The organism is Pseudomonas sp. FBCC-B1565 (assembly GCF_059133265.1).
In genome coordinates this window covers 5862462-5887413 of sequence record NZ_CP101438.1, presented here as the reverse complement: position 1 = coordinate 5887413, position 24952 = coordinate 5862462, and the positions used below count along the sequence as shown (strand labels likewise).

24 protein-coding genes are annotated in these 24952 nt (G+C 63.0%); 10 read left to right on the top strand and 14 right to left on the bottom strand.

Annotated elements, in window-relative coordinates; genetic code table 11:
* Positions 1–21 precede the first annotated feature (21 nt).
* Positions 22–315, bottom strand: a complete 294-nt coding sequence (locus NL123_RS27380; protein WP_248485926.1) for a hypothetical protein — start codon at positions 313–315, stop codon at positions 22–24.
* 90 nt (positions 316–405) lie between these two features.
* Here NL123_RS27380 and pbpC point away from each other — a divergent pair, with 90 nt between their 5' ends.
* From pbpC to NL123_RS27350, 6 genes are all read left to right on the top strand, one after another.
* A complete protein-coding gene (gene pbpC, locus NL123_RS27375; RefSeq protein WP_494356719.1) occupies positions 406–2736 on the top strand; it encodes a peptidoglycan glycosyltransferase PbpC in 2331 nt (776 codons plus the stop codon).
* Between the two features lie 147 nt (positions 2737–2883).
* Positions 2884–3192 (top strand): MazG-like family protein, encoded by a 309-nt coding sequence (locus NL123_RS27370; protein ID WP_494356718.1) that lies wholly within the window; start codon positions 2884–2886, stop codon positions 3190–3192.
* The gene (locus NL123_RS27365; RefSeq protein WP_248485929.1) at positions 3185–3934 is read left to right on the top strand and encodes a methyltransferase; all 750 of its coding nucleotides are present in this window, start codon (positions 3185–3187) and stop codon (positions 3932–3934) included. The genes NL123_RS27370 and NL123_RS27365 overlap by 8 nt, the downstream gene beginning before the upstream one ends.
* 24 nt (positions 3935–3958) lie before the next feature.
* Entirely contained in the window at positions 3959–4561 is a 603-nt protein-coding gene (locus NL123_RS27360; RefSeq protein WP_494356717.1) for a DUF4136 domain-containing protein, read from the top strand.
* Positions 4562–4606: 45 nt separating this feature from the next.
* The gene (locus NL123_RS27355) at positions 4607–5164 is read left to right on the top strand and encodes a DUF4136 domain-containing protein (RefSeq protein WP_248485931.1); all 558 of its coding nucleotides are present in this window, start codon (positions 4607–4609) and stop codon (positions 5162–5164) included.
* A 216-nt stretch (positions 5165–5380) separates the two neighbouring features.
* Positions 5381–7327, top strand: a complete 1947-nt coding sequence (locus NL123_RS27350; protein ID WP_494356716.1) for a pilus assembly protein TadG-related protein — start codon at positions 5381–5383, stop codon at positions 7325–7327.
* Here the strand turns inward: NL123_RS27350 and NL123_RS27345 are convergent.
* Positions 7324–10050 carry a PAS domain-containing sensor histidine kinase gene (locus NL123_RS27345; RefSeq protein ID WP_494356715.1) on the bottom strand — a complete coding sequence of 909 codons (2727 nt, stop codon included), beginning with the start codon at positions 10048–10050 and terminating at the stop codon, positions 7324–7326. The genes NL123_RS27350 and NL123_RS27345 overlap by 4 nt on opposite strands.
* Positions 10047–10490: a TadE/TadG family type IV pilus assembly protein gene (locus tag NL123_RS27340; RefSeq protein WP_248485934.1), complete on the bottom strand. Its 444-nt coding sequence runs from the start codon at positions 10488–10490 to the stop codon at positions 10047–10049. Before NL123_RS27340 ends, NL123_RS27345 begins: the two co-directional genes overlap by 4 nt.
* A gap of 72 nt (positions 10491–10562) precedes the next feature.
* Here NL123_RS27340 and NL123_RS27335 point away from each other — a divergent pair, with 72 nt between their 5' ends.
* Both NL123_RS27335 and NL123_RS27330 read left to right on the top strand, forming a co-directional pair.
* A complete protein-coding gene (locus tag NL123_RS27335) occupies positions 10563–11012 on the top strand; it encodes a prepilin peptidase (protein WP_494356714.1) in 450 nt (149 codons plus the stop codon).
* Between the two features lie 124 nt (positions 11013–11136).
* Positions 11137–11925, top strand: a complete 789-nt coding sequence (locus NL123_RS27330) for a response regulator transcription factor (protein WP_248485936.1) — start codon at positions 11137–11139, stop codon at positions 11923–11925.
* Positions 11926–11928: 3 nt separating this feature from the next.
* Here the strand turns inward: NL123_RS27330 and NL123_RS27325 are convergent, their stop codons facing one another.
* From NL123_RS27325 to cpaB, 8 genes are read right to left on the bottom strand one after another with little or no spacing between them, the layout of a single operon-like run.
* The gene (locus NL123_RS27325; protein ID WP_248485937.1) at positions 11929–12198 is read right to left on the bottom strand and encodes a DUF3613 domain-containing protein; all 270 of its coding nucleotides are present in this window, start codon (positions 12196–12198) and stop codon (positions 11929–11931) included.
* A 10-nt stretch (positions 12199–12208) separates the two neighbouring features.
* Positions 12209–12919, bottom strand: a complete 711-nt coding sequence (locus tag NL123_RS27320; RefSeq protein WP_248485938.1) for a tetratricopeptide repeat protein — start codon at positions 12917–12919, stop codon at positions 12209–12211.
* Positions 12920–12929: 10 nt separating this feature from the next.
* Positions 12930–13817, bottom strand: coding sequence for a type II secretion system F family protein (locus NL123_RS27315; RefSeq protein ID WP_494356713.1), 888 nt, complete (start codon positions 13815–13817; stop codon positions 12930–12932).
* Position 13818: 1 nt separating this feature from the next.
* Positions 13819–14700, bottom strand: a complete 882-nt coding sequence (locus NL123_RS27310) for a type II secretion system F family protein (protein ID WP_494356712.1) — start codon at positions 14698–14700, stop codon at positions 13819–13821.
* A gap of 10 nt (positions 14701–14710) precedes the next feature.
* Positions 14711–15982: a TadA family conjugal transfer-associated ATPase gene (locus NL123_RS27305; protein WP_248485941.1), complete on the bottom strand. Its 1272-nt coding sequence runs from the start codon at positions 15980–15982 to the stop codon at positions 14711–14713.
* Positions 15979–17172, bottom strand: a complete 1194-nt coding sequence (locus NL123_RS27300) for a CpaE/TadZ family protein (protein ID WP_058423606.1) — start codon at positions 17170–17172, stop codon at positions 15979–15981. The genes NL123_RS27305 and NL123_RS27300 overlap by 4 nt, the downstream gene beginning before the upstream one ends.
* Complete coding sequence (locus NL123_RS27295; RefSeq protein ID WP_248485942.1) at positions 17169–18386, bottom strand: type II and III secretion system protein family protein; 1218 nt, start codon at positions 18384–18386, stop codon at positions 17169–17171. The genes NL123_RS27300 and NL123_RS27295 overlap by 4 nt, the downstream gene beginning before the upstream one ends.
* A 19-nt stretch (positions 18387–18405) precedes the next feature.
* Entirely contained in the window at positions 18406–19347 is a 942-nt protein-coding gene (gene cpaB, locus NL123_RS27290) for a Flp pilus assembly protein CpaB (RefSeq protein ID WP_494356711.1), read from the bottom strand.
* 331 nt (positions 19348–19678) lie between these two features.
* Between cpaB and NL123_RS27285 the strand changes: the two genes are divergently transcribed.
* Entirely contained in the window at positions 19679–19870 is a 192-nt protein-coding gene (locus tag NL123_RS27285) for a Flp family type IVb pilin (protein WP_058423609.1), read from the top strand.
* Positions 19871–19928: 58 nt separating this feature from the next.
* Positions 19929–20330, top strand: coding sequence for a response regulator (locus tag NL123_RS27280; RefSeq protein WP_058423610.1), 402 nt, complete (start codon positions 19929–19931; stop codon positions 20328–20330).
* A gap of 64 nt (positions 20331–20394) precedes the next feature.
* Here NL123_RS27280 and NL123_RS27275 read toward each other — a convergent pair whose 3' ends face one another.
* The 3 genes from NL123_RS27275 to NL123_RS27265 form a co-directional block, all read right to left on the bottom strand.
* A complete protein-coding gene (locus NL123_RS27275; protein ID WP_494356710.1) occupies positions 20395–22077 on the bottom strand; it encodes a ShlB/FhaC/HecB family hemolysin secretion/activation protein in 1683 nt (560 codons plus the stop codon).
* 186 nt (positions 22078–22263) lie between these two features.
* Positions 22264–23799: a collagen-like triple helix repeat-containing protein gene (locus NL123_RS27270; protein ID WP_494356709.1), complete on the bottom strand. Its 1536-nt coding sequence runs from the start codon at positions 23797–23799 to the stop codon at positions 22264–22266.
* Positions 23800–24101: 302 nt separating this feature from the next.
* Positions 24102–24950 (bottom strand): MaoC family dehydratase, encoded by an 849-nt coding sequence (locus NL123_RS27265; RefSeq protein ID WP_494356708.1) that lies wholly within the window; start codon positions 24948–24950, stop codon positions 24102–24104.
* Between the last annotated feature and the right edge of the window lie 2 nt (positions 24951–24952).

Here is a 24952-nt window from a genome sequence, read left to right as displayed (position 1 = left end):
GTGATTTTCGGTGTTTCGGGGTCAGTGGACGACCCAGCTCAGAAGCCACAGGCCCAGCAGCAGCCAGATGATGCCCATGATGATCGACGCCCGCATGAAGGCGCGCACCGCCGAGTACAGCAGCATCAGGCCGACAATCAGAGTGAGGATGCTGATGATCGAGGTGTCCATGCCCAAGGTGCGGGACAGGCCTTCGACAAAGTTGCCACCGGCGTGGGTCAGCGCACCGAACAGGCCGCTGAGTCCGTCGACGATAAAGCGGATGATCGAACCGAGCGCCTGGCCCAACCATTCGAAAAAGCTTTCTACCTGCATGTGTGTGTCCTGATGAGAAGGTGGGCGTATCTGTGCCTTTGGTTGTTATTGCAACAGGCTAGTTCCCTACCAGCATAGAGGTTTGCCCGTTTGAGTTTGCGTTTAGTTGCCCGCTGGACCCTGGCCAGCCTTTTGTTGGTGATCGCCCTGCTGTGGCTGGCCGATCGCATCTGGCCGTTGCCCCTGCCCAAGGATGACCTGGCGCGGGTGGTGCTGGCCGAGGATGGCACGCCGTTGTGGCGGTTTGCCGATGCCAACGGTGTGTGGCGCTACCCCGTGCAAACCAGCGAAGTATCTCCGTATTACCTGGATGCGCTGCTCACCTATGAGGACCGCTGGTTCTACCAGCACCCCGGCGTGAATCCGCTGGCGCTGGTGCGGGCGACGTGGCAGAACCTGACCGGTGCGCGGGTGGTGTCGGGCGGCAGCACCTTGTCGATGCAGGTGGCGCGCTTGCTGGATCCGCATTCGCGCACCTTCCATGGCAAATTGCGCCAGTTGTGGCGCACGGCACAGCTGGAATGGCACCTGTCCAAGGAAGAAATCCTCAACCTCTACCTGAACCGCGCCCCGTTTGGCGGGACGTTGCAGGGCGTGGCTGCCGCCAGTTGGGCGTACCTGGGCAAGTCGCCGTCACAGCTGACCCACGCCGAAGCCGCCTTGCTCGCCGTGCTGCCCCAGGCGCCCAGCCGCTTGCGTCCGGACCGCCACCCCCAACGCGCCCAGGACGCCCGTGACAAAGTGCTGCGCCGCCTCGCCGAATTCCAGGTGTGGCCGCAAGCTGCCGTCGATGAGGCCCTGGAAGAACCGCTCTTGCTTGCCCCGCGCCTGGAACCGAGCCTGGCGCCCTTGCTCGCACGGCGCCTGAACCGCCCGGACAGCCCGCCGCTGATCCGCACCACCCTGGACGCCACCCTGCAACGTCGCCTTGAAGACCTGCTGTTGGGCTGGCGCGCGCGTTTGCCGGAGCACACCTCGGCCGCGATCCTGGTGGTGGAAGAGGAAACCATGGCCGTGCGGGCCTACCTCGGCTCGGTGGATATCAACGACGTCAAGCGCTTCGGCCATGTGGACATGATCAGCGCCCTGCGTTCGCCGGGCTCCACCTTGAAGCCCTTCCTTTATGGGATGGCGCTGGATGAGGGGCTGATCCACTCCGAATCCCTGCTGCAGGATGTGCCCCGGCGGTATGGCGATTACCGGCCAGGTAACTTCTCCATGGGTTTCACCGGTGCAGTGCCGGCGAGTACGGCGCTGTCCAGCTCGCTCAACCTCCCGGCGGTGCAGTTGCTGGAAGCCTACGGGCCGAAGCGCTTCGCCGCCGAAATGCGCATCGGCGGCGTGCCTTTGGCATTGCCGGCGTTGGCCGAGCCGAACCTGGCGCTGATCCTGGGCGGTGCGGGCAGCCGTCTTGAAGACCTGGTGAGCGGCTACAGTGCCTTCGCTCGAGACGGCAAAAGCGCCACCCTTCGCTTGCAACCGGACGACACCCTCAGAGAGCGGCCGTTGCTGTCGCCAGGCTCCGCCTGGATTGTGCGGCGCATCCTCAGCGGCCAGGCGCGACCCGACCGCGACCCGCGTGCCGAGTTGGTGCAGCGCCCGGTGCTGGCCTGGAAGACCGGCACCAGCTACGGCTTTCGCGATGCCTGGGCGATCGGTGTGGGGCCGCGTTACTTGATCGGCGTGTGGATCGGCCGCCCGGACGGCACGCCGGTGCCGGGCCAGTTCGGCCTGGCCTCCGCCGCACCGTTGATGTTGCAGGTGCACGATGTGCTGACTAACCGCGACAGCCAGCGCGGTATCAGCGCGCCGGTCAAGCCGGTGCCGGCAAATGTCGGTGTGGCCGCGATCTGTTGGCCGCTGGGCCAGCCGATGAGCCGCAGCGATCCCAACTGCCGCCGCCAGCGCTTTGCCTGGACGCTGGACAACACCACGCCACCCACTTTGCAGGCGTTGGACCAGCCGTTGAGCGTGGGCTTGATGGAAAGTGTGTGGGTCAATGCCAAGGGCTTGCGGGTGGACGCTCATTGCCCTGGCGCCGAGCCCAGGAGTATCGCCCTGTGGCCCGCGCCCCTGGAGCCTTGGCTGCCCAGGGCCGAACGCCGCGAAGCGCGCATTCCCGCGGCCGACCCTGATTGCCCGCCACCGGCGCTGGCCGCGTCGTCACCTTTATCCATCGTTGGCGTACGTGAAGGTGACCAACTGCGCCTGCCCGCTGCCAGCCAACAGGCGCTGCGCCTGAAAATCTCCGCCCTGGGCGGCAGTGGCCGGCGTTGGTGGTTCCTTAACGGCGCGCCCCTGGGCGACAGCGCCAACCAGGACTTTATCAACGCCAGTTTCGAACAACTTGGGCGTTATCAACTCAGTGTCCTCGACGAAGCCGGGCAGACGGCGCGCATCGAGTTCAGCGTCGTTGATTAGATCGCTATCGGGGGCAAGCCCCCTCCCACACTGGGATGTGTTGGTCTATCAAAGGTGGGAGGGGGCTTGCCCCCGAAGGCGGTCTGAAGGTTCACTTGCCTTCAAGGCCATTCCCCCCGAAGCTATCCACCTTCAGGAGCCTGCCGCATGAACCTCGAACACCTCACCGAACGCCTGCACCGCATCCGCGATACCAACGACTGGAAGCCGTTCCACAGCCCGAAAAACCTGGCCATGGCCGCCAGTGTGGAAATGGCCGAACTGGTGGAAATCTTCCAATGGCTGACCGAAGACCAGTCGCGGCATTTGCCGGCCGACAAACTCGCCCATGCCGGGCAGGAAGTCGGCGATATCGTGTTGTACCTGCTGTTGCTGTGCAGTGAGCTGGGGCTTGATATGAATGAGGTGGTGCGCGCCAAACTGGCCGACAGCGAACGGCGGTTTGCCCATGAGTGACCGTCATTTCGACCAGTTGGCCACGCGCTTCGCCGAGAAAATCTACGGCGGTGCCAAAGGCGCGATCCGCCTGGCAGTGCTCCAGGCCGACCTCACCGAAGCCCTGCCAAAGCGCCCGCTGCGTGTGCTGGATATTGGTGCGGGCCTGGGCCATATGTCGCTGTGGCTCGCCGAACAAGGCCACCAGGTGACCCTGGCCGAACCGGCCGAACCGATGCTCGAAGGCGCCCGCCAACGTTTCGCCGAGGCGGGGCAGACCGCAACGTTTATCCATGCACCCTGGCAAGACCTGCTCGGCCAGCTCACCGAACCCTACGACCTGGTGCTGTGCCACGCGGTGCTGGAATGGCTCGCCGAACCCCATGCGATCCTGCCGGTGCTGCACCAACTCACGGCGCCGGGTGGGTGGTTGTCCCTGGCGTTCTACAACCGCGATGCGCTGATTTATCGCAACCTGCTCAAGGGCCATTTCCGCAAAATGCGCAAGAATGACATGGCCGGCGAAAAGCAGAGCCTCACGCCGCAACAACCGCTGGACCCACGAGAATTGGCGGCGCAACTCGAAGGCCTTTGGCAGGTCGAAAGCCAAAGTGGCGTGCGGGTGTTCCACGACTATATGCCGGTGGAATTCCAGGCCCGTGCGGATTTACAGGACCTTTTGGAGATGGAACTCGCTCACCGTCGTCACCCAAGCTTTGCCGGACTTGGGCGTTATTTGCACTGGATCTGCCGTCCGGTTTAAGCGGCCCAGTCTGCGGAGGTCGAAATGCGTCGTCTCTGTTTGATCCTGTTGTCCCTGGGGTTGGGCGCCTGTTCAAGCCCCAATCCTTATGTTGCCGCGTCGGCGCCGATCCCACCGGCGCCGCCCCAGGCGGCCCACACCTTTGATGCCAGTGCCTACCCGGCGCCGGTGCGCGATTACGGCGCCTACCGCAATTGGGCCTGGCGCAACGGCCAGCTTCCAGCGGGCACGGCCTGGGCGGATTCGGCGCAGATTGCCGAAGCGGTCAGCGGCGCCCTCGACCAGCGCGGCCTGCGCCCCTTGCATGACAATCGCCCGGCGGACCTCTTCGTCAGCGCCGACGTGCGCCTGGAGAAGCGTCTCAAGCAAGTCCAGGATGACTACGGCTACGGTTACGGCGGCTACAACCGCTATGGCAATGGCTATGGCATGTACAACTCGGTGCCGATCGTGCGCACCTATGAAGTGCAGGTCGTGGTGGTGCGCGTCAACCTGTTCGATGCCCGCACCGGCCAGCCGGTGTGGAGTGCCAGCGCAGAGACGGGCAGCCAGGGCAGCCTCAGTGAGCGGGGAGATGCCTTGCGCCAGGCGGTGCAGAAGGCAATGACGGCGTACCCTCCCAGTTAACCGCTATTCTCATCTTTAGCGCGGGTCGCTCTTTGGAGAACAACCATGTTTCGTCGTATCGCTACGCTCGCTTTTGTTGTGCTGCTTGGCGGTTGCCAGAATGCCCAGGTCAACCACGATTTTGACGCCAGCCGGGATTTCGGCGCCTACCGCAGCTGGGCCTGGAAAGACCCGGCCCTGCAATACCGCCCCGATGACCCGCGCATCAAGAGCGACCTCACCGAACAACGTATCCGCCAGGCCGTGGGTGAACAACTCGACCAGCGCGGCCTGCGCCCTGCGGCGCCTGGCACCAGGGCTGACCTGAACGTGCAGGCCTACCTGATCGTCGAAGACCGCCAGCAACAGGTCACCACCAACTACGGCGGCGCCTGGGGCGGCCCGTGGAATGGCTATTGGGGCGCGCCGATGTACAACGAAACGCGCAACATCACCTACAAAGTGGCGACCATCCAGATCGACCTGCTCGATGGCAAGGACGGCAAACTGGTCTGGCGCGGCAGCGACGAACAGATGATGGCCACCTCGCCCAACCCACAGGACCGTGACAAAGCCATCCGCACCACCGTCACCCGCGTCCTCTCCAGCTACCCCCCTCACTAACCCCTTTAGGCGCAGGCTCGCCGTGGTGAGCAGGCTTGCTTTGGCCAGCAGGCTTGCTGTAGCGAGCAGGCTTGCTGTGGTGAGCAGGCTTGCCCTGCGTTGGGCTGCGAAGCAGCCCCCTAAAGCCCTAAAGCCCTAAAACCGATTTATGGCAACGGGCCAGCCCTTGTCTACACTCAAAACCATCTACGGAGAGTAAGCGCTAAGGAGTGCCTGATGTCTCCCCGACTTGGTGACAGGCAGCGTGGTGCAATTGGCCTGATGGCGGCGGCTACCCTGGCGATGGCCATGGTGTTCCTGCTGCTGGCGGTAGACAGCGGCCGTCTCTACCTGGAAAAGCGCAAGCTGCAGTCCGTTGCCGACAGTGCCGCGCTGGAAGCCGCAAGCCGTGGCGGCCTGTGCACACCCACCACCACCGCCAATGACTACGCCGTGCAGAACGCCACACGCAACGGCTTCACCGTGGTCGCCGGCGACAACAGCCGTGGCCTGGCCGTGACCTGCGGCACACTGACCACCAATGCCAGCAATGTCCGCGTGTTTGCGGCCGATGCCACCAAAAACGATGCCGTCCGCGTGGTCGCCACCCGCAGCGTGATGACCAGCGTCGCCAGTGGGCTGTGGAACATGTTCAGCGGCGCGCCGATGTCTACCCAAATGGTGCTGAGTGCCACTGCCGTGGCCGCCTATGCACCGCCGGTGGCGCAACTGACGATTCGCAGCAGTCTGGCCTCGGTGAACTCCGGCAACTCCCCGCTATTGAACATGGTCATCGGCAACCTGTTGGGCGGCAGCCTGTCCCTGACCGCAGCGGGCTGGAATGGCTTGCTGACGACGAACGTGAATCTGCTCGGTTATCTGGACCAGTTGGCGATCCAATTGAACGTCAAGGCGGGGGACTACGACGCGTTGCTCAGCACCGCCGTATCCGCCAGCCAGTTGATCGATGCGGCGGTGAAGGTCCTGCAAAAAAATGGCGCGGTCGCCACGGCGGTGATCAACGACGTGATTACATTAAAAGCCATCGCCCCGAATACCCAGCTTCTGAAGGTGGGAGACTTGCTGAAAGTCGCCACCGGGACGCCGGCTGCGGCCTTGAATACCAGTGTGCAGTTGTTTCAGTTGCTGGAGACCGTGGCGCAGCTATCCAGTAGCAAAAGTGCGGTCAGTGCGGCAGCGCAGGTGAATATTCCTCTGGTTGGCACCGTCTCGGTCCAGACCAAAGTCATCGAACCGCCGCAACTGTCTGCGTTTGGCAATCCGGCCAAGGCCAAGGCGGGGCTGTTGAATAATCCGCCGACGGACCAGATTTTTGTACGAACTGCCCAGGTACGCACGTTGGTCACCATCGATGCGCCCATCATCAAGGTGGTCTCGGGGGTTTCCTCGATACTGACCGGGCTGGCGACGCCCGTGTCGAAGGTGGTCGGCGGTTTGTTGAACCTGAACCTGCTCGATGTGGTGGCCGGTGTCGTGTGCATAGTCGGGTGCAATGTGGCTGATGTGGATATCACCACAACCTTATCCATCTATATCGAGGCGGCCAGTGCAGAGAGCCACGTGACAGACTTCAGTTGCGCCACCCCGGCCACCAAGTCGTTGACGGTGCAGGCCACCACCTCACTCGCTACCTTGGGCGTCGGCTACGTTGACCCGGTGTCGGCGTTTTCATCGTCCCTGCCTGTGAATGTGCAGCCGGTGCGGCTGATCGACTTTGGCCAACGCTTTTGCCTGCTGACCCTGGTGTGCGGTCCGCGTACCGCCGGCGTCGGCGGTGGCTTGAACCTGAGGGCGTTGTCCACCGTAGGGGCACAAACCAATACGGTGTTGTTTTCGCCGGTGAATGACATCAATGCGGCGACGATCTACAAAAGCCCACCCGGCACCGCCAATATCGTTAACAGCCTGGGGGCTACCTTGAGCGGCTTGCAGGTGACCTATGTCCCACCTACCGGAAGCACGCCCGCTACGCCGAACAGCACAGTCACCAGTGCACTGGCGACCATCGTCAACTCGGTGGTCAGCCTGGTCCAGAACGTCCTGGCGCCGATCCTCGACCCTATCGTCAACACGTTGCTCGCAGCCCTGGGTGTCAACCTCGGCAATGCCGAAGTCGGCGCCAACCTCAGTTGTCACATGGGCCGCGCCTACCTGGTGATCTAGCTGATCGGCAACTCCACACAAAACTTCGCGCCGTGCTCACCATTGGCGACGCTCAGGCGTCCGCCCATGTTTTCCACAATCCCATAACTCACCGACAACCCCAGCCCGGTGCCCACGCCAATCGGCTTGGTGGTGAAGAACGGTTCGAAAATCCGCTCCAGCAGCCGTGGGTCAATGCCGCCGCCGTTGTCTTCCACCCAGATCCGTACATGGCGGCTGTCGTGCTCGCAATGCACCGCGATCCAGGGACGAAATTCAGGGTGTTTTTCCCGCTTGCTCAACAGCGCGTCACGGGCATTGACCATCAGGTTGATCAACACCTGTTCAAGCTGGTCGACATAGCCTTTGACCTGCACCTGGAAGTCCGCTGGGGTGATGCGCACCTCCACCCCCTTGCCGCGCAGACCCTCGCCGAGCAGTGACAGCGTGCCGTCCAACGCCTGCGACGGGTCGAAGGGCAGTTGTTCGATTTCCGAGCGGCGGCCGAACACGCGCATATGGTCCACCACCCGCGTGGCGCGCTGCACCTGGGCATCGATGCGCTGGAGTTTTTCGATGAGGTAGTCGATCTGCGCATCGCCATTGCCCAGGCGCTTGAGCACATTGACGACGGCCATGCGCATCACGTTCAGCGGCTGGTTGATTTCATGGGCCAGACCGGTGGCCATTTCGCCCAGGGTGGCCATCTTGGCGCTTTGCGTCAGTTGCTGCTGGGAGCGGCGCACTTCGGTGTTGTCACGGCCCACCGCCTGCACTTCCACCAGCGTGCCCTGTTCATCGAACACACCACGGTCCGACCAGACCCACCAGGCATGTTCGCGTCCCGGCAATTCCAAGCTGATTTCGGCGGTGCTGACCGGGAATTCCGGGGTCAACTGTTCGATGCGTTGCACAAAGGCCTGGCGTTGTTCGTCCGACAGCCAGTGACCCAGGTTCAGTCCCGGCAATTGCGCGGGCAGGCATTCCAGGTAGTTGGCCAGCGGTGTGTTGCCGAAGGTCAGGGTCAGGTCGGGGCGATAGCGGCAGATCATCGCCGGGGAGTCTTCGACCAGGATGCGGTAGCGTTCTTCGCTCTGCCTGATTTGCTCGGCGGCCAGGGTTGCCTCGGTGACATCCAGCCACAGGCCGACGGCTTCCACCGGCAGGCCGAGGTCATCGCGCAGCAACTTGGCTTCGTCCAGCAACCAGTGGTAGTGGCCCTGTTTGTCGCGCAGGCGGTAGCGACTGCGTACGCTGCCGTCACGTAGTAATTGGCGGCTGCGCTCGAAGTACAGCTCGCGGTCTTCGGGGTGGATCAAGGACGCCAGGCTTTCGTGGTTGCACTCGGCCAAGGTCCAGCCCAGCAGCGGTAGCAGGCTGTCGCTGAAAAAGGCCGGATGCAGGGCGCCGTCGACATAGCGCTGCACATAGATCACGGCCGGTGAGCTGGCGATCAGGTTGTCCAGGCGCGCATGGGCGGCGGCGGCTTGCAGTTGCTGGTTCTTGATGTCGCTGATGTCGAGCATGAAACCGATCCAGCGGCGGCTGTCGCCCACGCCCAGCACCTGGCCCTGCACGCGATACCAGAGCGGGTGGTGCTCGGCGTCGGTGCGTTGCAGGCGCACGCTGGTCAGCAAGGGTTTGCCCAGGGCCTGCAGGTCGTGCAGACGGCTGTCGAGGGCCTGGCGATCGGCCGGGTGGATCAGTTCCAGCCACTGGCTCAGGGGTTGGCGGGTAGGACCGTCTTCCAGGCTGAGGCTGTGCAGCAACTGCGGGGCCAGCTGGATTTCCTGGGTGGCCGGCAGCAGCTCCCACCAGCCGGTGCCGAGCAGGCCCTGCAACGCCTCCATACGGTCGAGCTGCTGGTGATAGCGCTGCTCGCGCAGCCGGCTCAGCAGGGGCGCGGCGAGGGCGGCGGCAAGGTTGAGCCAGTCGCGGTCGCGGGTGTGTTGCTGGCCGTTGTATTGGCCACAGAGCAACCAGGCGGCGACGCCCTGACTGTCGCGGTAGGGCACCAGGAAACCGTCGGCATCGCCGAAGATACTGTGCAGGCGCGGGTTATCGCTGCGCTCCTGGGCCAGGCTCAACGGTGCGTTGCCATTGACGCTGTCCAGGCTGATCCCCAGGTGTTGGCCGGCCTGCCACAAGGCGGGGGCGTCGTGGGCGGCGTACTGGCTGTAGATCCGCCAGCCGTGGTCTTCGTCATCGAGCAAGGCCAGGGCAACGCAGGGGATGTGCCAGCGCTGGGCCAGGCTGCGCAGGTGCTCGTTGAACACCTCGGGCAGGCGGGCCAGGCTGCACACCCGCAATTGCTCGCTCATCTGGCAGGCGAGTTGATGGTTCTGTTCGCGGTGCTGGGCCAGTTGCCGGCCGGCGAGCAAATCGCCAACGTCCTGCAGGCGCAGGCTCCAGGCATCACCGTCGGGTTCGATCCAGCCGCGGGTATGCAGCACCTGGCCGGTTGCGGCCTGGAAGTCCAGGTCCAGGCCCTGGTGTTGCCAGTCGGCGGGGCTGCCTTCGATAGTCAAGGCGCTGCTGGCGCACAGCAGTTCATGCAGTGGTGGCCGGCGTTCGCCGATGGCGTGCATCGCAAGCTGTGGGCGCAGGCTGCCGCTGATGCTCAGCACATGGCCTAGAGCATCCAATTGCACCTGCAGCCCTGGCAGGGGCACACCCGGCATGTCGAGGGGCGGCGCGCTGGCGCGACCGAGCAGGCGCCCGAAGAGTTTATCCCCCGACGTCAAAACTGCAGACTCGAACTGGCGGAGAGGTTGGCCGGCAGGTTCGGGACGGTGCCGATCCCCGGCAGCACCAGTGCCGGGAACACGGAATAGAGGTTGGTAGTGGGGTAGTTGATCGCCACGGTCAACGTGGTGCCGTTGTAGGTGCTGCTGATGTAACTGGGGGAGAACTGGAAGCTGGAAGGGATCCAGCTCAACTGGGTGATCACGGTGTTTTTGGCGCGGTCGGTCACCTGCGTCCCGTACGCGGTGCCGGCGGCTATCGGGTCCACCGACAGGGCCTGGCGCACGGCCTCCGCCGCCGCCTGGTTGAACGACTGCATCAACAGCAACGGCAGGCTATAGCTGATCAACCCGTAGAACACGGCAAAAAAGATCGCGAAGACCAGGGCGAACTCAATCGCCGCCGCACCTTTTTGCTTTCCAGGCAGGCCTGTTTTCATGACTGCGTCTACCCTGACGGCTACTACTTGATATCAGCATAGAATCATTCAGCGAAAAGGGATGTTTTTTACGTGATCCATGGCGTGGTGATTCTGCTCTGGCTGGGGCTCTGTGCGTTGCAGGATATGCGTCAGCGTCAAATTGCCAATGGCCTGACCCTGGGGGCGGCGCTGCTGGCGCTGATCTTCTTGCTGTGGACGGGCACGACCTGGCTCGGAGCGCCCGCCAGCGAGGGCGGCTGGGCCTTCGCCCTGGCCTTGCTGCTGACCTTGCCCGGCTATGCGCTGGGCCGCTTTGGCGCGGGGGATGTGAAGCTGCTGGCTGCGCTGGCCCTGGCCAGTACGCTGGACTATTTGCTTTGGTCGTTGATCGGTGCGGCGCTGTTTCAGGCGTGCTGGGTGCTTGTGAGTCAAAGGCTTAGGGCGCGTCGGGGGAGGACAGATGTGCAGGTGTCAACCAAACAGCCCTTTGCCCCCTTTGTTTTGACAGGATTTGTGCTGTGCTGGCTTTGGATCCATTAGTCGAACAACCGCTCTGCCGCTATGTACATAGTCGGAAAGTGCGTCTACGTTTATGTAGTATCCGGATGTTTTTTTTGTCCAAATGGATGGGTCGCCCATTTGCTTGCCAGGCATGGAGTAGCGCGTGAACAAGCTTACCTCGGCGGTAAAAGTGCTCGTGGTCGACGATCAGCCGTTGATCGTGGAAGAGCTCTGCGAATTTCTTGAAGGCAGCGGTTACCGCTGCGTCCCCTGTGAGTCCAGCCGACACGCTTTGCAGCGCTTCAGCGAAGACCTCGAGATCGGCCTAGTGCTGTGCGACCTGCATATGCCGGACATGGATGGCATCGAACTGGTGCAGGCCATGCAGAAGGTCGCGGGCAAGCAGCGCGCGTTCGAGGCCATCATGCTCACCGGGCGTGCCGACAAACAGGACGTGATCAAGGCCCTGCGCGCGGGGATCTCGGATTACTACCAGAAGCCGATCAACCTCGATGAGTTGCTCGAAGGCCTGCAACGCCAGGAAGCGGCGCTGGAGGAGCGGCAAAAGGAGCTGCACCTGGGGCACCTGAACCAGAAGCTGCAATACCTTTCCGAATCCATCAACGATTTGTACCAGGACCTCGACAAAGTGCGGCGCAGTCCTGGCGCCGGCTTGGCGGATGAGGGCGAGCCGGTCGTCGATGATGCCGGGCCGATCGAAATCCCGACCATCTTCAACCAGCTGTCGCCGCGCCAGCTCGATGTTGCGCGCCTGGTGGGCAAGGGCCAGACCAACTACCAGATCGCCTGTGAACTGGGGATCACCGAAAACACCGTCAAGCTGTACGTGTCCCAGGTGCTGCGCCTCACCCATATGCATAACCGTACCCAGCTGGCACTGGCCCTGTCGCCGGCTACCTCGGCGCTGCGGCAACGGGTGACGGCGCACTGACGGTTACTGACTCTTCCCACCCTTGGACGACCCGCCGGATTGCGACTCGAAGAACTCCGGAATTGGATGTTTGTTGCTGTCCAACCAACGCTGCAAGGCCTGCTCTCGTTCTGCGGGCGTGGTCCGTTGTGGCGTGGCGGAAGCTGCGCGCCCATCGACCTGCAAGGCCATCCAGTTTTCGGTCTCCGCCTGGTAGGGGGACGATGGGCCAGGTTCGATGGCCAGTGCGCTCAGGGGTAGCAGCGCCAGTGCGATGAAGTAGTGTGCTTTCATCTTGCTCTCCTTACTTGAGGGTCACCGGCAGGGTTTCGCTGACCGCTGCGACTTTGCGTGTCGCCACGCCGGAGGCCTTGAGTTTCTCCGCGCGGGCCTGGGCCTCGGTGAACTGTTCGCGGCTCAGGCCCAACTGGCTGACAACCTTGGCCGCTTGCCCCCAGTCATTCTGGTAAATCAACAGCGTGACCAGGTTGACGGCCGCCAGCGGGTCGCCTTGCTTGAGTTCGATGGCGGTCATGAATTCAAAGCGGGCGTCTTCCACCCTTAATTGGTTGAGGTACACCACGCCCAAGTCATTGCGGATCTTTTCGTCAGTGGGTGCCAGCTGCGCAGCCCGTTGCAAGTGAGTCATGGCCAGGCCGTTGTTGCCCCTGGCGGCCGCCAATTGCCCGAGGCCGTGCTCGCCTTCGGCCGTCATGCAGGTGCCGAGCAGGCTGCGGTACAACGGCTCGGCTTCGCTGCGCCCGAGCAGGCGATAAGTGCGGGCTTTGCGCTGGCGCACCTGGGGCAGTGACTCGGGCAGGTTTTGCAGGTTGGCCAGGCTGGCGTGCAGCTTGCCTTCGTTGGCCAGGTCATCGGACAGGTTCAGCGCCAGCTCCTGGTCCGCGCTCGGCTTGGCGCAACTGCCGGGTGAGGTCAGTGCCGCCCAGGGTGATTGGCCGTTGGTGGCGCAGCCGCCGAGCATCAACAGTGTCAGGCCGGCAATCAGTGCTTTCATCAAGGTCTCCTCAAAAGTGGCTCAACGCGCGGGCGATGCCGATAAAGGCCGGGCCGCCGAGCACGATCAACAAAGCGGGGAACAGAAACACCATCATCACCACCGACATTTTTGCCGACATCTTCGAGATGTATTCCTGCAAGCGGGTCAGGCGTCGGTCGTCGAGCAGTTGCTTGAGGGCCAGCAGGGACTTCATCGCGCCGCCACCCTGCTGGATCAATTGCTGGAGGATGATGCAGGTGTCGGTGAACTCATCTACCTCCAGCAGGCGCGCGGTCTTGCCCAGTTCCTCGCTCAGCTCCAGCCCGGAATCGACCCGTGCCAGGATCAGGCGCAGTTCATGGGTCAGTGCAGGCAGCAGGCGCTGCGCTTCGTTGCCCACCACCCGCAGCGACTGTTCAATCGCCATGCCGGATTCGAACAGGATGCGCAGCAGTGGAATGAAGGTTGAAATTTCCTTGGCGATGGTCTGCTGGCGATACTTGGCCGCAGCGGCGAGCACACGTTTGGGCAGCAGGTAGCCGATGCCCAGGGCAAACATCGGCGCAATCCATGCGGGGTCCGCGTGTGGGAACAGTATCTGCTGGCCAAGCAAGGTGAAACCCAGCAGCACAATCGGTGTACCGACCTGGAAGGCGGCGAACAGCGAACGCTGGCTGGCCTTGCGCCAACCCACGCGGTTCAGCAGGGTCTGGGTCTCGTTGTCCAGGCTGACCGAACGCTGTGCCAGGCTGCTGCCGCCCAGTTGGCGGATGAGCGTGGCGAGTTTGTCATCAGTGCCCATCCGCCCCTGCAAGCGCTCCGTGACCCTGCGCTCGCGCCGCCGGTTTTCGAGCAACTGGCCACCCACCAGGACGGCGGCGGCGAGCAACAACAAGGCGAAGGCCAGCAGTGCCATCTCAAACACTCCTCAGCATGCGCCACATGGCCAGGGTCCCGGCCATGTCCATCGCCAATGCCACGAAGAGCAGGGTGCGCCCGGTGCCGTCGTTCCACATGGTCATCAAGTATTGCGGGTTGACCATCATGAAGTAGCCCACGATCAGGATGGGCAGCCCGCCCAGCACATAAGCGGTCATGCGCGTTTCACCGGTCATGGCCTTGAGTTGCCTCGCGCCTTGTTCGCGCTCGCGGATCATCTTGATCAGGTTTTCCAGCAGTTCGCTGGCGTTGCCGCCGTAGCGGTGGTTGACCTTCAGGCCGAGGGCGAACAGGCGGAATTCGTCCTGCTCGTAGAACTCGGCAAAGTCGCTCACCGAGTCCGGCAGGCTGACCCCCATGCGCACGTTGCGCTGCACGCGGGCCATGGCGTCCTTGAGTGGGTTTTCAACGCCCTCGACGCCGCCCAGTACCGCGTCCGCCAGGGTTCTGCCGGACTTGAGGCTGCGTACGCTATGGTCGAGCAACTGCGGCAGTTGCTCGACCATGCGCTGCACGCGCCGTTGATAACGCCAGCTGATGTACACGCGCAGTACCAGGGGCGGCACCACGACCATCGCGATCAGCCCCAGACCGTCGGCCAGCAGCCAGCCGAACAGCGCGCCTATCACCCAGGCGCTCAGCCACAGGCCCAGGCGGTCGGTGGGCTTGCCCAGCCCGGCGCGCTGGAACATGCGCTCAAGGCCGCTCCACTTGGTATTCGGCTCCTGGGTGTCGGGCTGGCCTTCGCCGAGGCGCTCCAACACGCGGTCTGTCTGGGCTTTGCGCAGGCCATGCTGAAACTGCCAGAACGACAGGCCGATCAACAGCAGGCAGACAAGCAGCAACACCGGTCCTGTCATCACGCGCTCCCTAGGACTGCAACGCCGATTCGCGGCGCAGTTTGTCGCCGGCCGGGTTGAGGGCTTCGCGCAGGAAGCCAAAGCCGGTACGCCGGTCCAGGCGGAACAGGGTATTGGTGACGTACACGTCATCACGCACACCGACCACTTCCACCACTTCGCTCACGCAGCGACGCCCATCGGGCATGCGCGTCAGTTGGATGATCACGTCCAGTGCGGCGCAGATCATCTGGCGCAGGGTTTTTTCGGCGATTACCCGCCCGGTCAGACCCACCAGGGTTTCCAGGCGCAGCAACGCATCCTGGGCGTTGTTGGCGTGCACGGTGCTCATGGAGCCGTCGTGGCCGGTGTTCATCGCCGTCATCACGTCGAGCACTTCGACACCACGGATCTCGCCAAGGATGATGCGGTCCGGGCGCATCCGCAGGGCGTTGCGGATCAGGTCGCTGGACTTGACTTCGCCGTGGCCCTCGGCGTTCGGCGGACGGGTTTCCAGGCGTACCACGTGGGGATGGCCCAGTTGCAATTCGGCGACGTCTTCGATGGTCACCAGGCGCTCGTGGGGGTTGATCAGCTGGCTGAGGATATTCAGCAACGTGGTTTTTCCGGTGCCGGTACCGCCGCTGATCAGGATATTGCAGCGCTTGCCCACGGCCTCTTGGAAGAACTCGAAAATGCTCTGGTCGATGGTCTGCATGGCGACCAGGTCACTGCTCTTGAGCATGTCCTTGCGGAATTTTCGGATCGACAGGCACGGCCCATCCAGGGCAATCGGCGGGATGATCGCATTGACTCGGCTGCCATCAGGCAGGCGTGCATCCACCATCGGCGAAGACTCGTCCAGGCGCCGGCCCAGCGGTGCGAGGATGCGTTGCATCACGCGCTCCACGTGGTGGTCGTCGATGAAGCGCAGGTCGCTCTGGTGCAGCAGCCCATCACGCTCGATGAATACCCGATGGGGCCCGTTGACCAGGATCTCGGTCACCGAAGGGTCACGCAACAGCACCTCCAGCGGGCCGAAACCGGTGAGTTCGTCGACGATCTCTTCGGCCAGGCGCTCCGTTTCATAGCGCGAGATCGCCAGGCGCATGCGCGTGATGTACTCGGAAACTTTGTCGACGACGAATTGCGCCAGGGACTGGCGCGTGCCTTCGAGCAGGTTCTTACCCGACTCCTCGATGGCGTCGATGATGTAGCGATGCAGCACCAGTTTCAGGCCATCGTGATCGGTGTTGCCACCGGCAGCGCGGGCCGGGCCGCCAAACAGTTTTTCGCCGCTCATCGTCCGGACCCCAGGAAGCGTTCAAACCAGCGCATCGAGGGCTTTGCCAAACCCTCGGAGCGTTTTGCCAGGCGCTCGCCCAAGGCACGTACGGCCTGGGTCAAGGGTTCGCGTGGCGCCAGGGCGAACAGGGTCTGACCCTGGTTTTTCACATTCAGGCGCAATTCGGCGCTCAGGGGCAGCACGGCGACGCATTCGAGGCCGAAGCTCTTTTCCAGGGCTTCGGTGTCCGGCGCGCAGGCTTTGATATAGCGGTCCACCACCAGCTTGGCGTGATCGAGCTTCATGCCTTTCTCGCGCCAGCGGTTGATCACTGCCAGGTTGCGGCGGCAGTCCAGCACGTTCTGATCGGTACACCACAGCAGTTTGTCGCAATGGCCGACAAAGGTGCGCAGGGCTTCGCTGTCCGGCTGACCGGTAATGTTCACGACGATGTGCTGGAAGTGTTGGCGCAAGGCGCTGAGCAACATGTACAGCTCGGCGGCGCTGGTGAGTTTGAGCGGTTCGTCACCGGTGGCGTACGCCAGGATGCGCAGGCCATCCAGGGCGGTGGTGAACGCGCTGTTGATCATGGTGGTGTCGAGGCGGCGCAGATGCCGCAGCGCATCGCCGAAATTGAACGTGCTCTCCAGGCCCAGCAGCGCCAGGCTGTCGCTGCGTGGCAGGCCCAGGTCGAGCAGCAGGGTCTGCTGCCCGCTCTTCTGCACCACCAGCGCCAGGTGGGTGGCCAACATCGCCCCATCGGCGTTGCTCTGGGTGCCGAACAGTACGGTCAGGCCACCCAGTTGGGCGTTGGATGTCACGGTCGGCAGGCGCTTGCTCAGGCGCCGCACCAGGCCGGCCACTTCGCTGGAGCGTGAGCCGTAGGCGACAAAATCCCGAGCGCCGGCACGCATGGCATTCAGCACAAGCTGGTTGTCCATGCCATCGCCCAGGGCGACCACGGCGAGCATCGGCTTGGCTTCCAGGGCACCTTCGATCAGTGCGCTCTGGGCCACCAGGTTTTCGCGGTCCAGGCCGATGAACACCAGGTTGGCGAAGGTCACGTCGGCCAGTGCCAGCAGTTCGTCGAGGCTGCCGGTGCCGGCGCTCACCACTTGGCCAAGCGGTGCAAGGGCTCCCTGCAGCCACTCAAGGTCGGTGGTGTTGCGGGTGATGGCGAGGAAGGTCTGGCTCAGGCTATCGCTCATTGGGAAAGTCCACTGCGACGATCGAAGTTGCCGTTTTCCAGGAAAAACAGCCGGTACCAGTTCGGGTCGTAGCTGCGCAGTTTTTCGCCCGGCAAGGACGGCAGTTGGGCGTTGGCGGCCAACGGTTGCACCAGGTGCGGCGTGACGATCATCAGCAGTTCTTTTTCTTCGCGGCTGATCGTGGAGTCGCGGAAGAACGCGCCGAGGATCGGGATATCGCCCAGCCCCGGGAATTTGTCGATGGTCGAGCGGTTGTTGGTGCTGATCAGGCCGCTGATCACAAAGCTTTCGCCATCGGCCAGGGACACGCTGGTGTCGGTGCGGCGTACGGTCAGGGCCGGCACCTGGATGCCTTGGATCTGCACCGCGTTGCTGTAGTCGAGCTCGCTGACTTCCGGCGCCACCTTGAGGGTGATGCGGTTGCGGTCGATCACCGTAGGTGTCAGCGTCAGGCGGATGCCGAACTCCTTGTACTCGATAGAAATGGTGTCGCTGCCGGAGCTGGGCACCGGGATGGGCACCTCACCGCCGGCCAGGAAGGATGCGCTCTGCCCGCTCATGGCCACCAGGCTTGGGCGTGCCAGGGTGTAGGCAAAGCCACTGCGTTCCAGGGCGTTGATCATGGCCTTGACCCGGCCACCACCAAAACCGACGTTGAAGCTGTCCGTGCTCACCGGCAGTTTGAACACGCCTTCCGAGGGGGACAGGATGTTGGGGCTACCGAGGAAAAAGTTTGCACCCGTGCCCAACAGCTTGGTGCTGGCTTCCTTGAGCTTGCTGCGACTGACTTCCACGAAGCGGATATCGGTCTGCACCTGGCTGGGCAGCAACGGGTCTTGCGAGGGCGACAGCGACACGCTGGTCAGCGCCGAGGTGGCCTTGCCCTTGACGAACACCATGCTCTGGCGCGGCGCGCTGGCGCAGGCGGTCCACACCAGCAGGCTGGTGGCGCCGCTGCTGACACCGGTGAGCAGGAAGTTACGGTCGCCGTTGACCCGCACATCGGCGATCTTCGGGTCGCCGATGGCCAGGCGCGTGATTGCCACGGGTGATTGCAGTTCCTGCTGCAGGCCTTCTCCCACCTCGACCACGGCGGGCAACTGGCCCAGGGCGCTGCAATTACCCGGCGCTGCCAGAGCCATGCCGATCGGCAGGCTCGACAGCGTCAAGGCGCAGGCCAGCTGCGTGAACATGGGTGCGTAGCGATGGCTCATTCAAGGCATCCTTGTTCGATCACGGGGTTTGTGGCGCCGCTTGGGCGCCGCGAATCACTTCGATGCCACGGCGCACGCCAGGCCCACCGCCAACCGGCGCGACGCGTTTGGGCGGGCCGGTCAATGCCAGTTGAGTGAATTGGTAAAGGTCGCGGTTGGCACTTTCCAGCTTCTGCGCGGTGTCATCTTCACCGGCCCAGTAGCGGCTGAGCAGTTGCTCCTCGGCACTGCGCACGGCCAGGCGCAAGGTCCCGGCTTGCGCCGCGAGCATCAGGCGGCTTAATAAAGGCTCCGGCACGGCCAGCACCACGGTGCGTGCGGCGAGGCGGCGTTGTAGGGCCTGGGCGCGTTCTTCGGCGGTCGCTGGCGGTGGCACTGCCGGCTGGCCATCGTTGGCCAGGCCCAATTGATCGCCGACGCTGAGCAGACGCATGGCCGGCAGGACGATCTGGGCCGACTGTTCGGCGTTGCCGGCATCCTGGCGCAGGAACAGCAGCACATCCACGTAATCGCCGGGGCTCAACTGGCCTGCGGCGCCGACCACCTCGTCCACGGCCACGGCCAGCGCGCGCTCGTTGGGGCGGATCATGCGCGAGAGGGGGCCACCGGCGTTGAAACTGTCCTCGTTGAGCCAGGTACCGGCGCCGAGGGCTCTCAGGGGGATACGGCCGATGGCCTGGTCGAGCTGGGTCAGGCTGCCGGCGGGCGCGGTGCGCAGTTTCTCGACGGACAGGTCGGCGGCGGTCAGTGGCGTAAAGGCAGGCACCTCATGCCGCAAGACAACTACCGGCTGGCGGGTTTGGTCTTCAGCGGCGGCGAGGGTTTTTTCAACGGAAACGACAGGTGCGGCAGGCGCTACGACGGGCTCGGGTGTGCGGCTCAACACAAGTCCCCAGTACCCGGCAATCAATGCCCCGATCAGCAACAAGCCGGCCAGGACCATGCTGATGCGACTGTTCATGACGGCTCTCCCTTTCCCGTTGCACTGCACACCCTGTTAATCCAAACGGGTTAATCCGCAACCTGGCTGTGATGAACATCTAACGATTTGGCTATTTGAAGGTAGCTCAGCTAGGACGAAATGCCATTACCGCTGGAAAAAATTATCTGGCGTATAAAGTTGGCCTTTTAAATTGCAGTGTTGTGGCGTCAACTTTGCGACTAATACTTTGTGATTAATCCGTTCTTACAGTTGTGAGGCCGAGGTTTGTTGACAATGCTCTAATGGCACGCCGCGATCATCTGGTGGTAGAGCCTTTCCGGCTTTCAGTGGCGTTTTAGGGAGAAGTCCAATGTTCCTTGACATGATGTTGAAGCTGTATGTCCAAACCCAACTTTTCTTTCAACGCAAAGACGGCGCGTCCGGGATTGAGTACGCGATCATTGTGGCCATGGTTGCATTGGTGATCGTCGGTGCCGGTTCTGGGCTTGGAACTAAGATCAAATCGATCTTCGACAGCGTCGCCACTAAGATGACCACTTGATAGCCTGCTTATCCATGTGGAAACGCCTTATTAACGTTCTTCCTGTCCAGGTACAGCTATGAGCGCCTCTTCGCCTTGCCGCCAACAAATTCTTTTGGTGGATGACGAAGAGGACGCCTTGATCGAACTCGCCGAATCCCTCGAAAACGAAGGGTTTGTGTGTTTCACCGCCAATTCTGTCACGTTCGCCCTGCAAGAATTGACACTTCACCCCGACATTGCCCTGGTCATCACCGACCTGCGCATGCCCGAGGAAAGTGGCATTTCCTTGATCAAGCGCCTGCGCGAACACACCTCACGCTCCCACCTGCCAGTGATTGTGATGTCGGGTCATGCCGAAATGGATGATGTGAGCGACATGCTGCGCCTGCAGGTGCTGGACCTGTTTCGCAAGCCGATCTACCTGGTGCGGTTGATCGATACGTTGAACAACCTTTTTCCTCTGCCCAAAACGGTGTAGTGAGCTGGCCTGGTAAAAGCGGGAGTGCTGCGCACTCCAACGCGGGGCAAGCCCGCTCACCACATTAGAGCTGGTAGCTGAAGCTCAGCGAATAGCGCGGTCGACGATCGAAGCTGTCCAGGGCTTCGTCCGACATCGGCTTGGCGGCTTCCAGCGCGATGTTGTAGTACTTGGCGTCGCCAAAGCGCAGGCCCAGCGCCGCCGATGACAGGTCATTGCCCTTGACCGGCAGGTCGTTGAACCAGGTCTTGGCGCGGTCGAACACCACATAGGGTTGCAGGATCCTCACCCCATCACCGGCGCGGTTGTAGCTGTAGTTGACCTCGTATGCCACGCCCCAGCCTTTGTCGCCCGTGCCTTGGTCATCGGGGTAGCCGCGGCCGAAACTCTGCCCGCCGAAGGTGGCGCGCTCGCTGTCCGGCAGGTAGTCGTTGCTCCAGTAGAGCGCGCCGGACAGCACGCCTTGCCAATTGCCGAACAGCTTGTTGCTCTGCACGCCAGACAGGCGCAGGCGGAAGAAGTCGGGGTCGGGCTTGAGGCCGCCGAAGTCGGTGCGTGTCTTGGCACCCATGCCGTTGATGCCTTGGTAGAGGCCGCCGCTGATGATGCGCAACTGCGTGGGATCCGCTTTGCGCCAGTCGCCCTCGAAGGCCAGGGCGCGCAGGTTGGTTTCCAGCTCGAAACGCTGAGGGAAACCGCTGAGCTTGTACCGGGTGGTCTGGTCGACGGCGTAGAGGCGGGCGCCGAGGTTCAGCGATTCGCTGGGCGAGGCGATAAAAGGGTGGCTGAGGCCAAAGGAGTAACGGTCGATTTCCTGGTGCGGCTTGAGTTCCAGGCCATCGCCCAGTTGCAGGCTGGTGCTTGGGTCGGCGCGGTAGCGTTCGCCCGAGAGCGCCAGTTGGGTGCCTTCGGCATTGAGGAACTGGCTATAGGTCGCGCGGTAGTAGTGCTCTTTATCCTGGCCCGGCGGAAACAGGCCACTGATGCTCAGTTGCTCGCCCATGGAGGTCCACGAATTGCTGGTGCCGGTCAGCAGCGCCTGGGTGCCGCCACGGCTGGCCTGGTTGAGGCTCATGCTGGTGGTGACGGGCTTGCGGCTGGCGGTGACTTGCATATGAGTGCCGCCATCGGTGGTGCTGGGGGGCGGCACTTGAGCCTGCACGGTCAGGCCTGGGATCGCACTCATCAGCGTGGTGTAGCGTTCGAAGGTCTTGCGCGTGAGCGGGCGTTCGGCCTGGAGTTTTCCCGCCAGTTTGTCGACATAGGAGGAGACTGATCCGATGTCGCCTTGCAACTGGTAATCGCGGATGTAGCCCTCCACCAGCACCACCTGTACCAGGCCGTTTTCGAAGTGCTGTTCCGGCAGGAAGGCGTAGGACAGCAAGTAGCCGTCTTCCTGGTAGCGCCGGGTGATGCTGCGGGTGGCTTCGATCAATTGCGCCAGGTTGGTTTCATGGCCGATCAGCGGCGCGAATGCCTGGGCGACGTCCTTGAGCGGGTAGACGGTGCCGCCGTCGATCTGCAGTTTGCGAATGGTGACCTTGGTGTCCATCATCAGCGGCTGCCCGGCGGTGGGCGCCGGTGTTGGCACCTGGGTGGGCGTGCCGGTAGGCCGGTAGGCGTCGACGGGCAGATTGGGCACGGGCAGGTTGCGGATGGTGTCGTTGCTATTGAGGAAAGTGGGAAGGGTATCGGCGTGGGCGTAAGCACTGAGGGTGAGCAATAACAACGGCGTCAAAGCGCGCATAGGACACTCCATGGTCAAAACTGCAGCAGCGTTTCGCAGATTCCCGCCGGGCTCTGGGGGCGCGGTTCGGGTGTCTCCAGGGGTCGATCATTGACCCAAAAAAAAGACGAGAGACTTAGTGGGGTCTCTCGTCTCAACCAAGCGTAGGCGCTGTAGGTGAGGCCGTCTAATCGGCCAGGTGCAATTCTATTTTGTGCCGCTCAGGCCACCCAACAGCCCGCCGAGAACACCACCGTTTGCATTGGCGCCGGCCCCCGCGCCCGCCGAGGCACCGGCACCCACATTGAGACCGCCGCCGAGCAAGCCGCCACCGGTGTTGGTGCCGCCGGTGACCAGGCCGCCGATCGACGCCACGGTGCCACCCACTGCGGTCACGGTGCCGCCCAGGGCATTGGTGACCGGGTTGGCGTTGGTGGCGCTGATTTGCCCGCCCAGGCTGCTGACCGCGCCACCGACATTAGTGACCAGGCCATTCACCGGGCCACCCAGGCCGGTGGCGTTGCCGACGTTTTGCGTCAAGCTTTGCACGCCGCTGGTGACGGGGTTCAGTGCGCCGCCGATCTGGCTGGTCAGCCCTGCAATGGGGGCGCCTGCCGCCATGTTTGGAGCGCCGCTGCCGCCGAGGAGGGTACCCAGGGAGGCCACGGTGGTGCCGGCTTTGACACCGGTGACGCCGGTCGCGCTGACCACGCCATTACTGCTGCCTGCATCCAGGCCGCCACCGGCACCGGCAATCACGCCACCGATCAGTTCAGGCAAACCCAACCGGTTGATGCTGCCGCCTGTACCGCCGCCGCTGTTGCCACCGTTGTTGCCTTCATTTGGGTCGACATAACCGCCAGCCTTGCTCACCACGGTGCCGACGCCATTGAGCACATTGCCCACCGCACCCGTCACTGGGTTGCCAGTGCCACCTGCGCCGGCGACGTTATCGCCCAGGCCGTCGACGGTATCGCCAACTTTTTGCAGCAGGCCGCCCACAGGCTTATCAAGACCGGTCGCGGTGCCGACTTTACCCGTGGTGTTTTCCACCAGGGATACCACCGGTACCAGCACTCTCGCGCCGACGGTGTTGGTCACCGAGCCCAGTGGGCCGGTGGTGCTGGCGGTGCTCAGGGTGTCGCCCAGCATGGTCACGGCATTGCCGACCTTGCCGACGACGTTGCCGACTACCGGGGCTGCGCCGCTGACGACCGGCACTTTACCCAGCAGGGTGGCGACGTTGCTACCGGTGACGGTCACGCCATCGCCCAGGTCGGAAACCCCATTGGCCACGCCGGCGACGGTTTTGCCCAAGGCATTGCTGTCCGTGCCAAGCGAGCCCAGGCCATCCGACAGGCCGGTGCCGATGCTGCCGACCGCGTTGCCGGTGGCATTCACCAGGCCGCCCGCAGTGGCGCCAACGATGGGCAGGCTGCCAAGGGTGGTGCCCAGGCTCCTGACGGTGCCGCCGAGGTCGGTCACGGTATTACCGAGGGTGTCGACCACGGTGGCGGTGACCAAGGGGGTCGTGCCGCCGCCTGGGTTGGTGCCAGGATCGGTGCCGGGGTTGGTCCCTGGGTCGGTGCCGCCGCCTGTCCCGCCACCTGCACCCGCACCCGCACCCGAGGAGGACCCACCGCTGTGATGCCCGCCACCACCGCTGCTGCAGCCGCCGAGTGCCAGTGCTACTGCCAGGGCCAGCGCGGTACTTGCTTTCCAAAACACGACTTGAGTTTTCATGATTGAGTTCCTTGCACCTGTACAACCTTGGTTGTCTTCAAACGCTCGCTACTTCTGGGGATAGCGATGCGTTTGTCCGTGTGGCTATAGCAGCCCCGGCGGTGCGTTCTCTCAATGCTCTACTTGGTATTAACGATTTATATACAGCAGCGGTGTACCGGTTAAGCAACTAATGCCAAGGGTATAAGGGAAGGATGTATCAAGATGTATATATGTTATAAATCAATTGGTTAAATAAAAAAAGCGGACTTCATGAAGTCCGCTATTACTTAGTGTGTATATATACAATTAACCTGTTTGTTTCAGGCGATCGGCCGCCACTTGCCTACCATATGTTCAATATCGCCCGCGCCTTTCAACCACAACGCTCCGCTGGAACCGGCGGCGCTGGCCAATAACGTCACTTCACCGGGCAGGCGCACGGGTTTCCTGAACTCGACGTCGATCTCGATATTGGCGGCGGGCAAGTGTTCGCCGAGCGCGGCGAGGGTGTGCGCCTTGTTCCACAGCCCATGGGCGATGGCCTGGGGGAAGCCGAACAGCTTGGCGGTCAGGGCGCTGAGGTGGATCGGGTTGTAATCACCGGAGACTCGCGCATAACGACGGCCGATATCGGCGGGGGCTTTCCAGCGGGTCAGTTCGCTGACCTGGGCGGGAGACGGTTGGGTGATAGCTTCTGTCTCGCCTTCCAGCTTCACGCCCCGGCACAGCATGCGGCTGTCGGCTTCCCACAGCAGGCCGAGGGAATCTTCAACCGTGGTGATCAGATCGAAGGTTGCACCCTTGGGGTGGGGTTTGAGGTTCTGCGCGTGTACAGCCACGAAAAGGTCGCTCACACCCCCCAAGGGGCGATGAATGCGGATGCGGTTACTCAGGTGAATCAGCCCCAGCAGCGGGAAGGGAAAACGTTTATCGGTGAGCAACTGCATCTGCAGGCCGAACGCCAGGATATGCGGATACGTCGCCGGCAGGATTGGGCCGTCGGCAAAGCCGCAGACCTTGCGATAGGCCGTCACCCGCTGGGGATCGATGCTGACCCGGCAGCGCAACCCGAACTCGGGCAATGTACTGCCGGTGATTTTGCGCTTGAGGGCTGCGCGCCAATACAGCGGCGGCAGAGACGGTGCTGTGTCAAACGTCTTCCATTGCATGC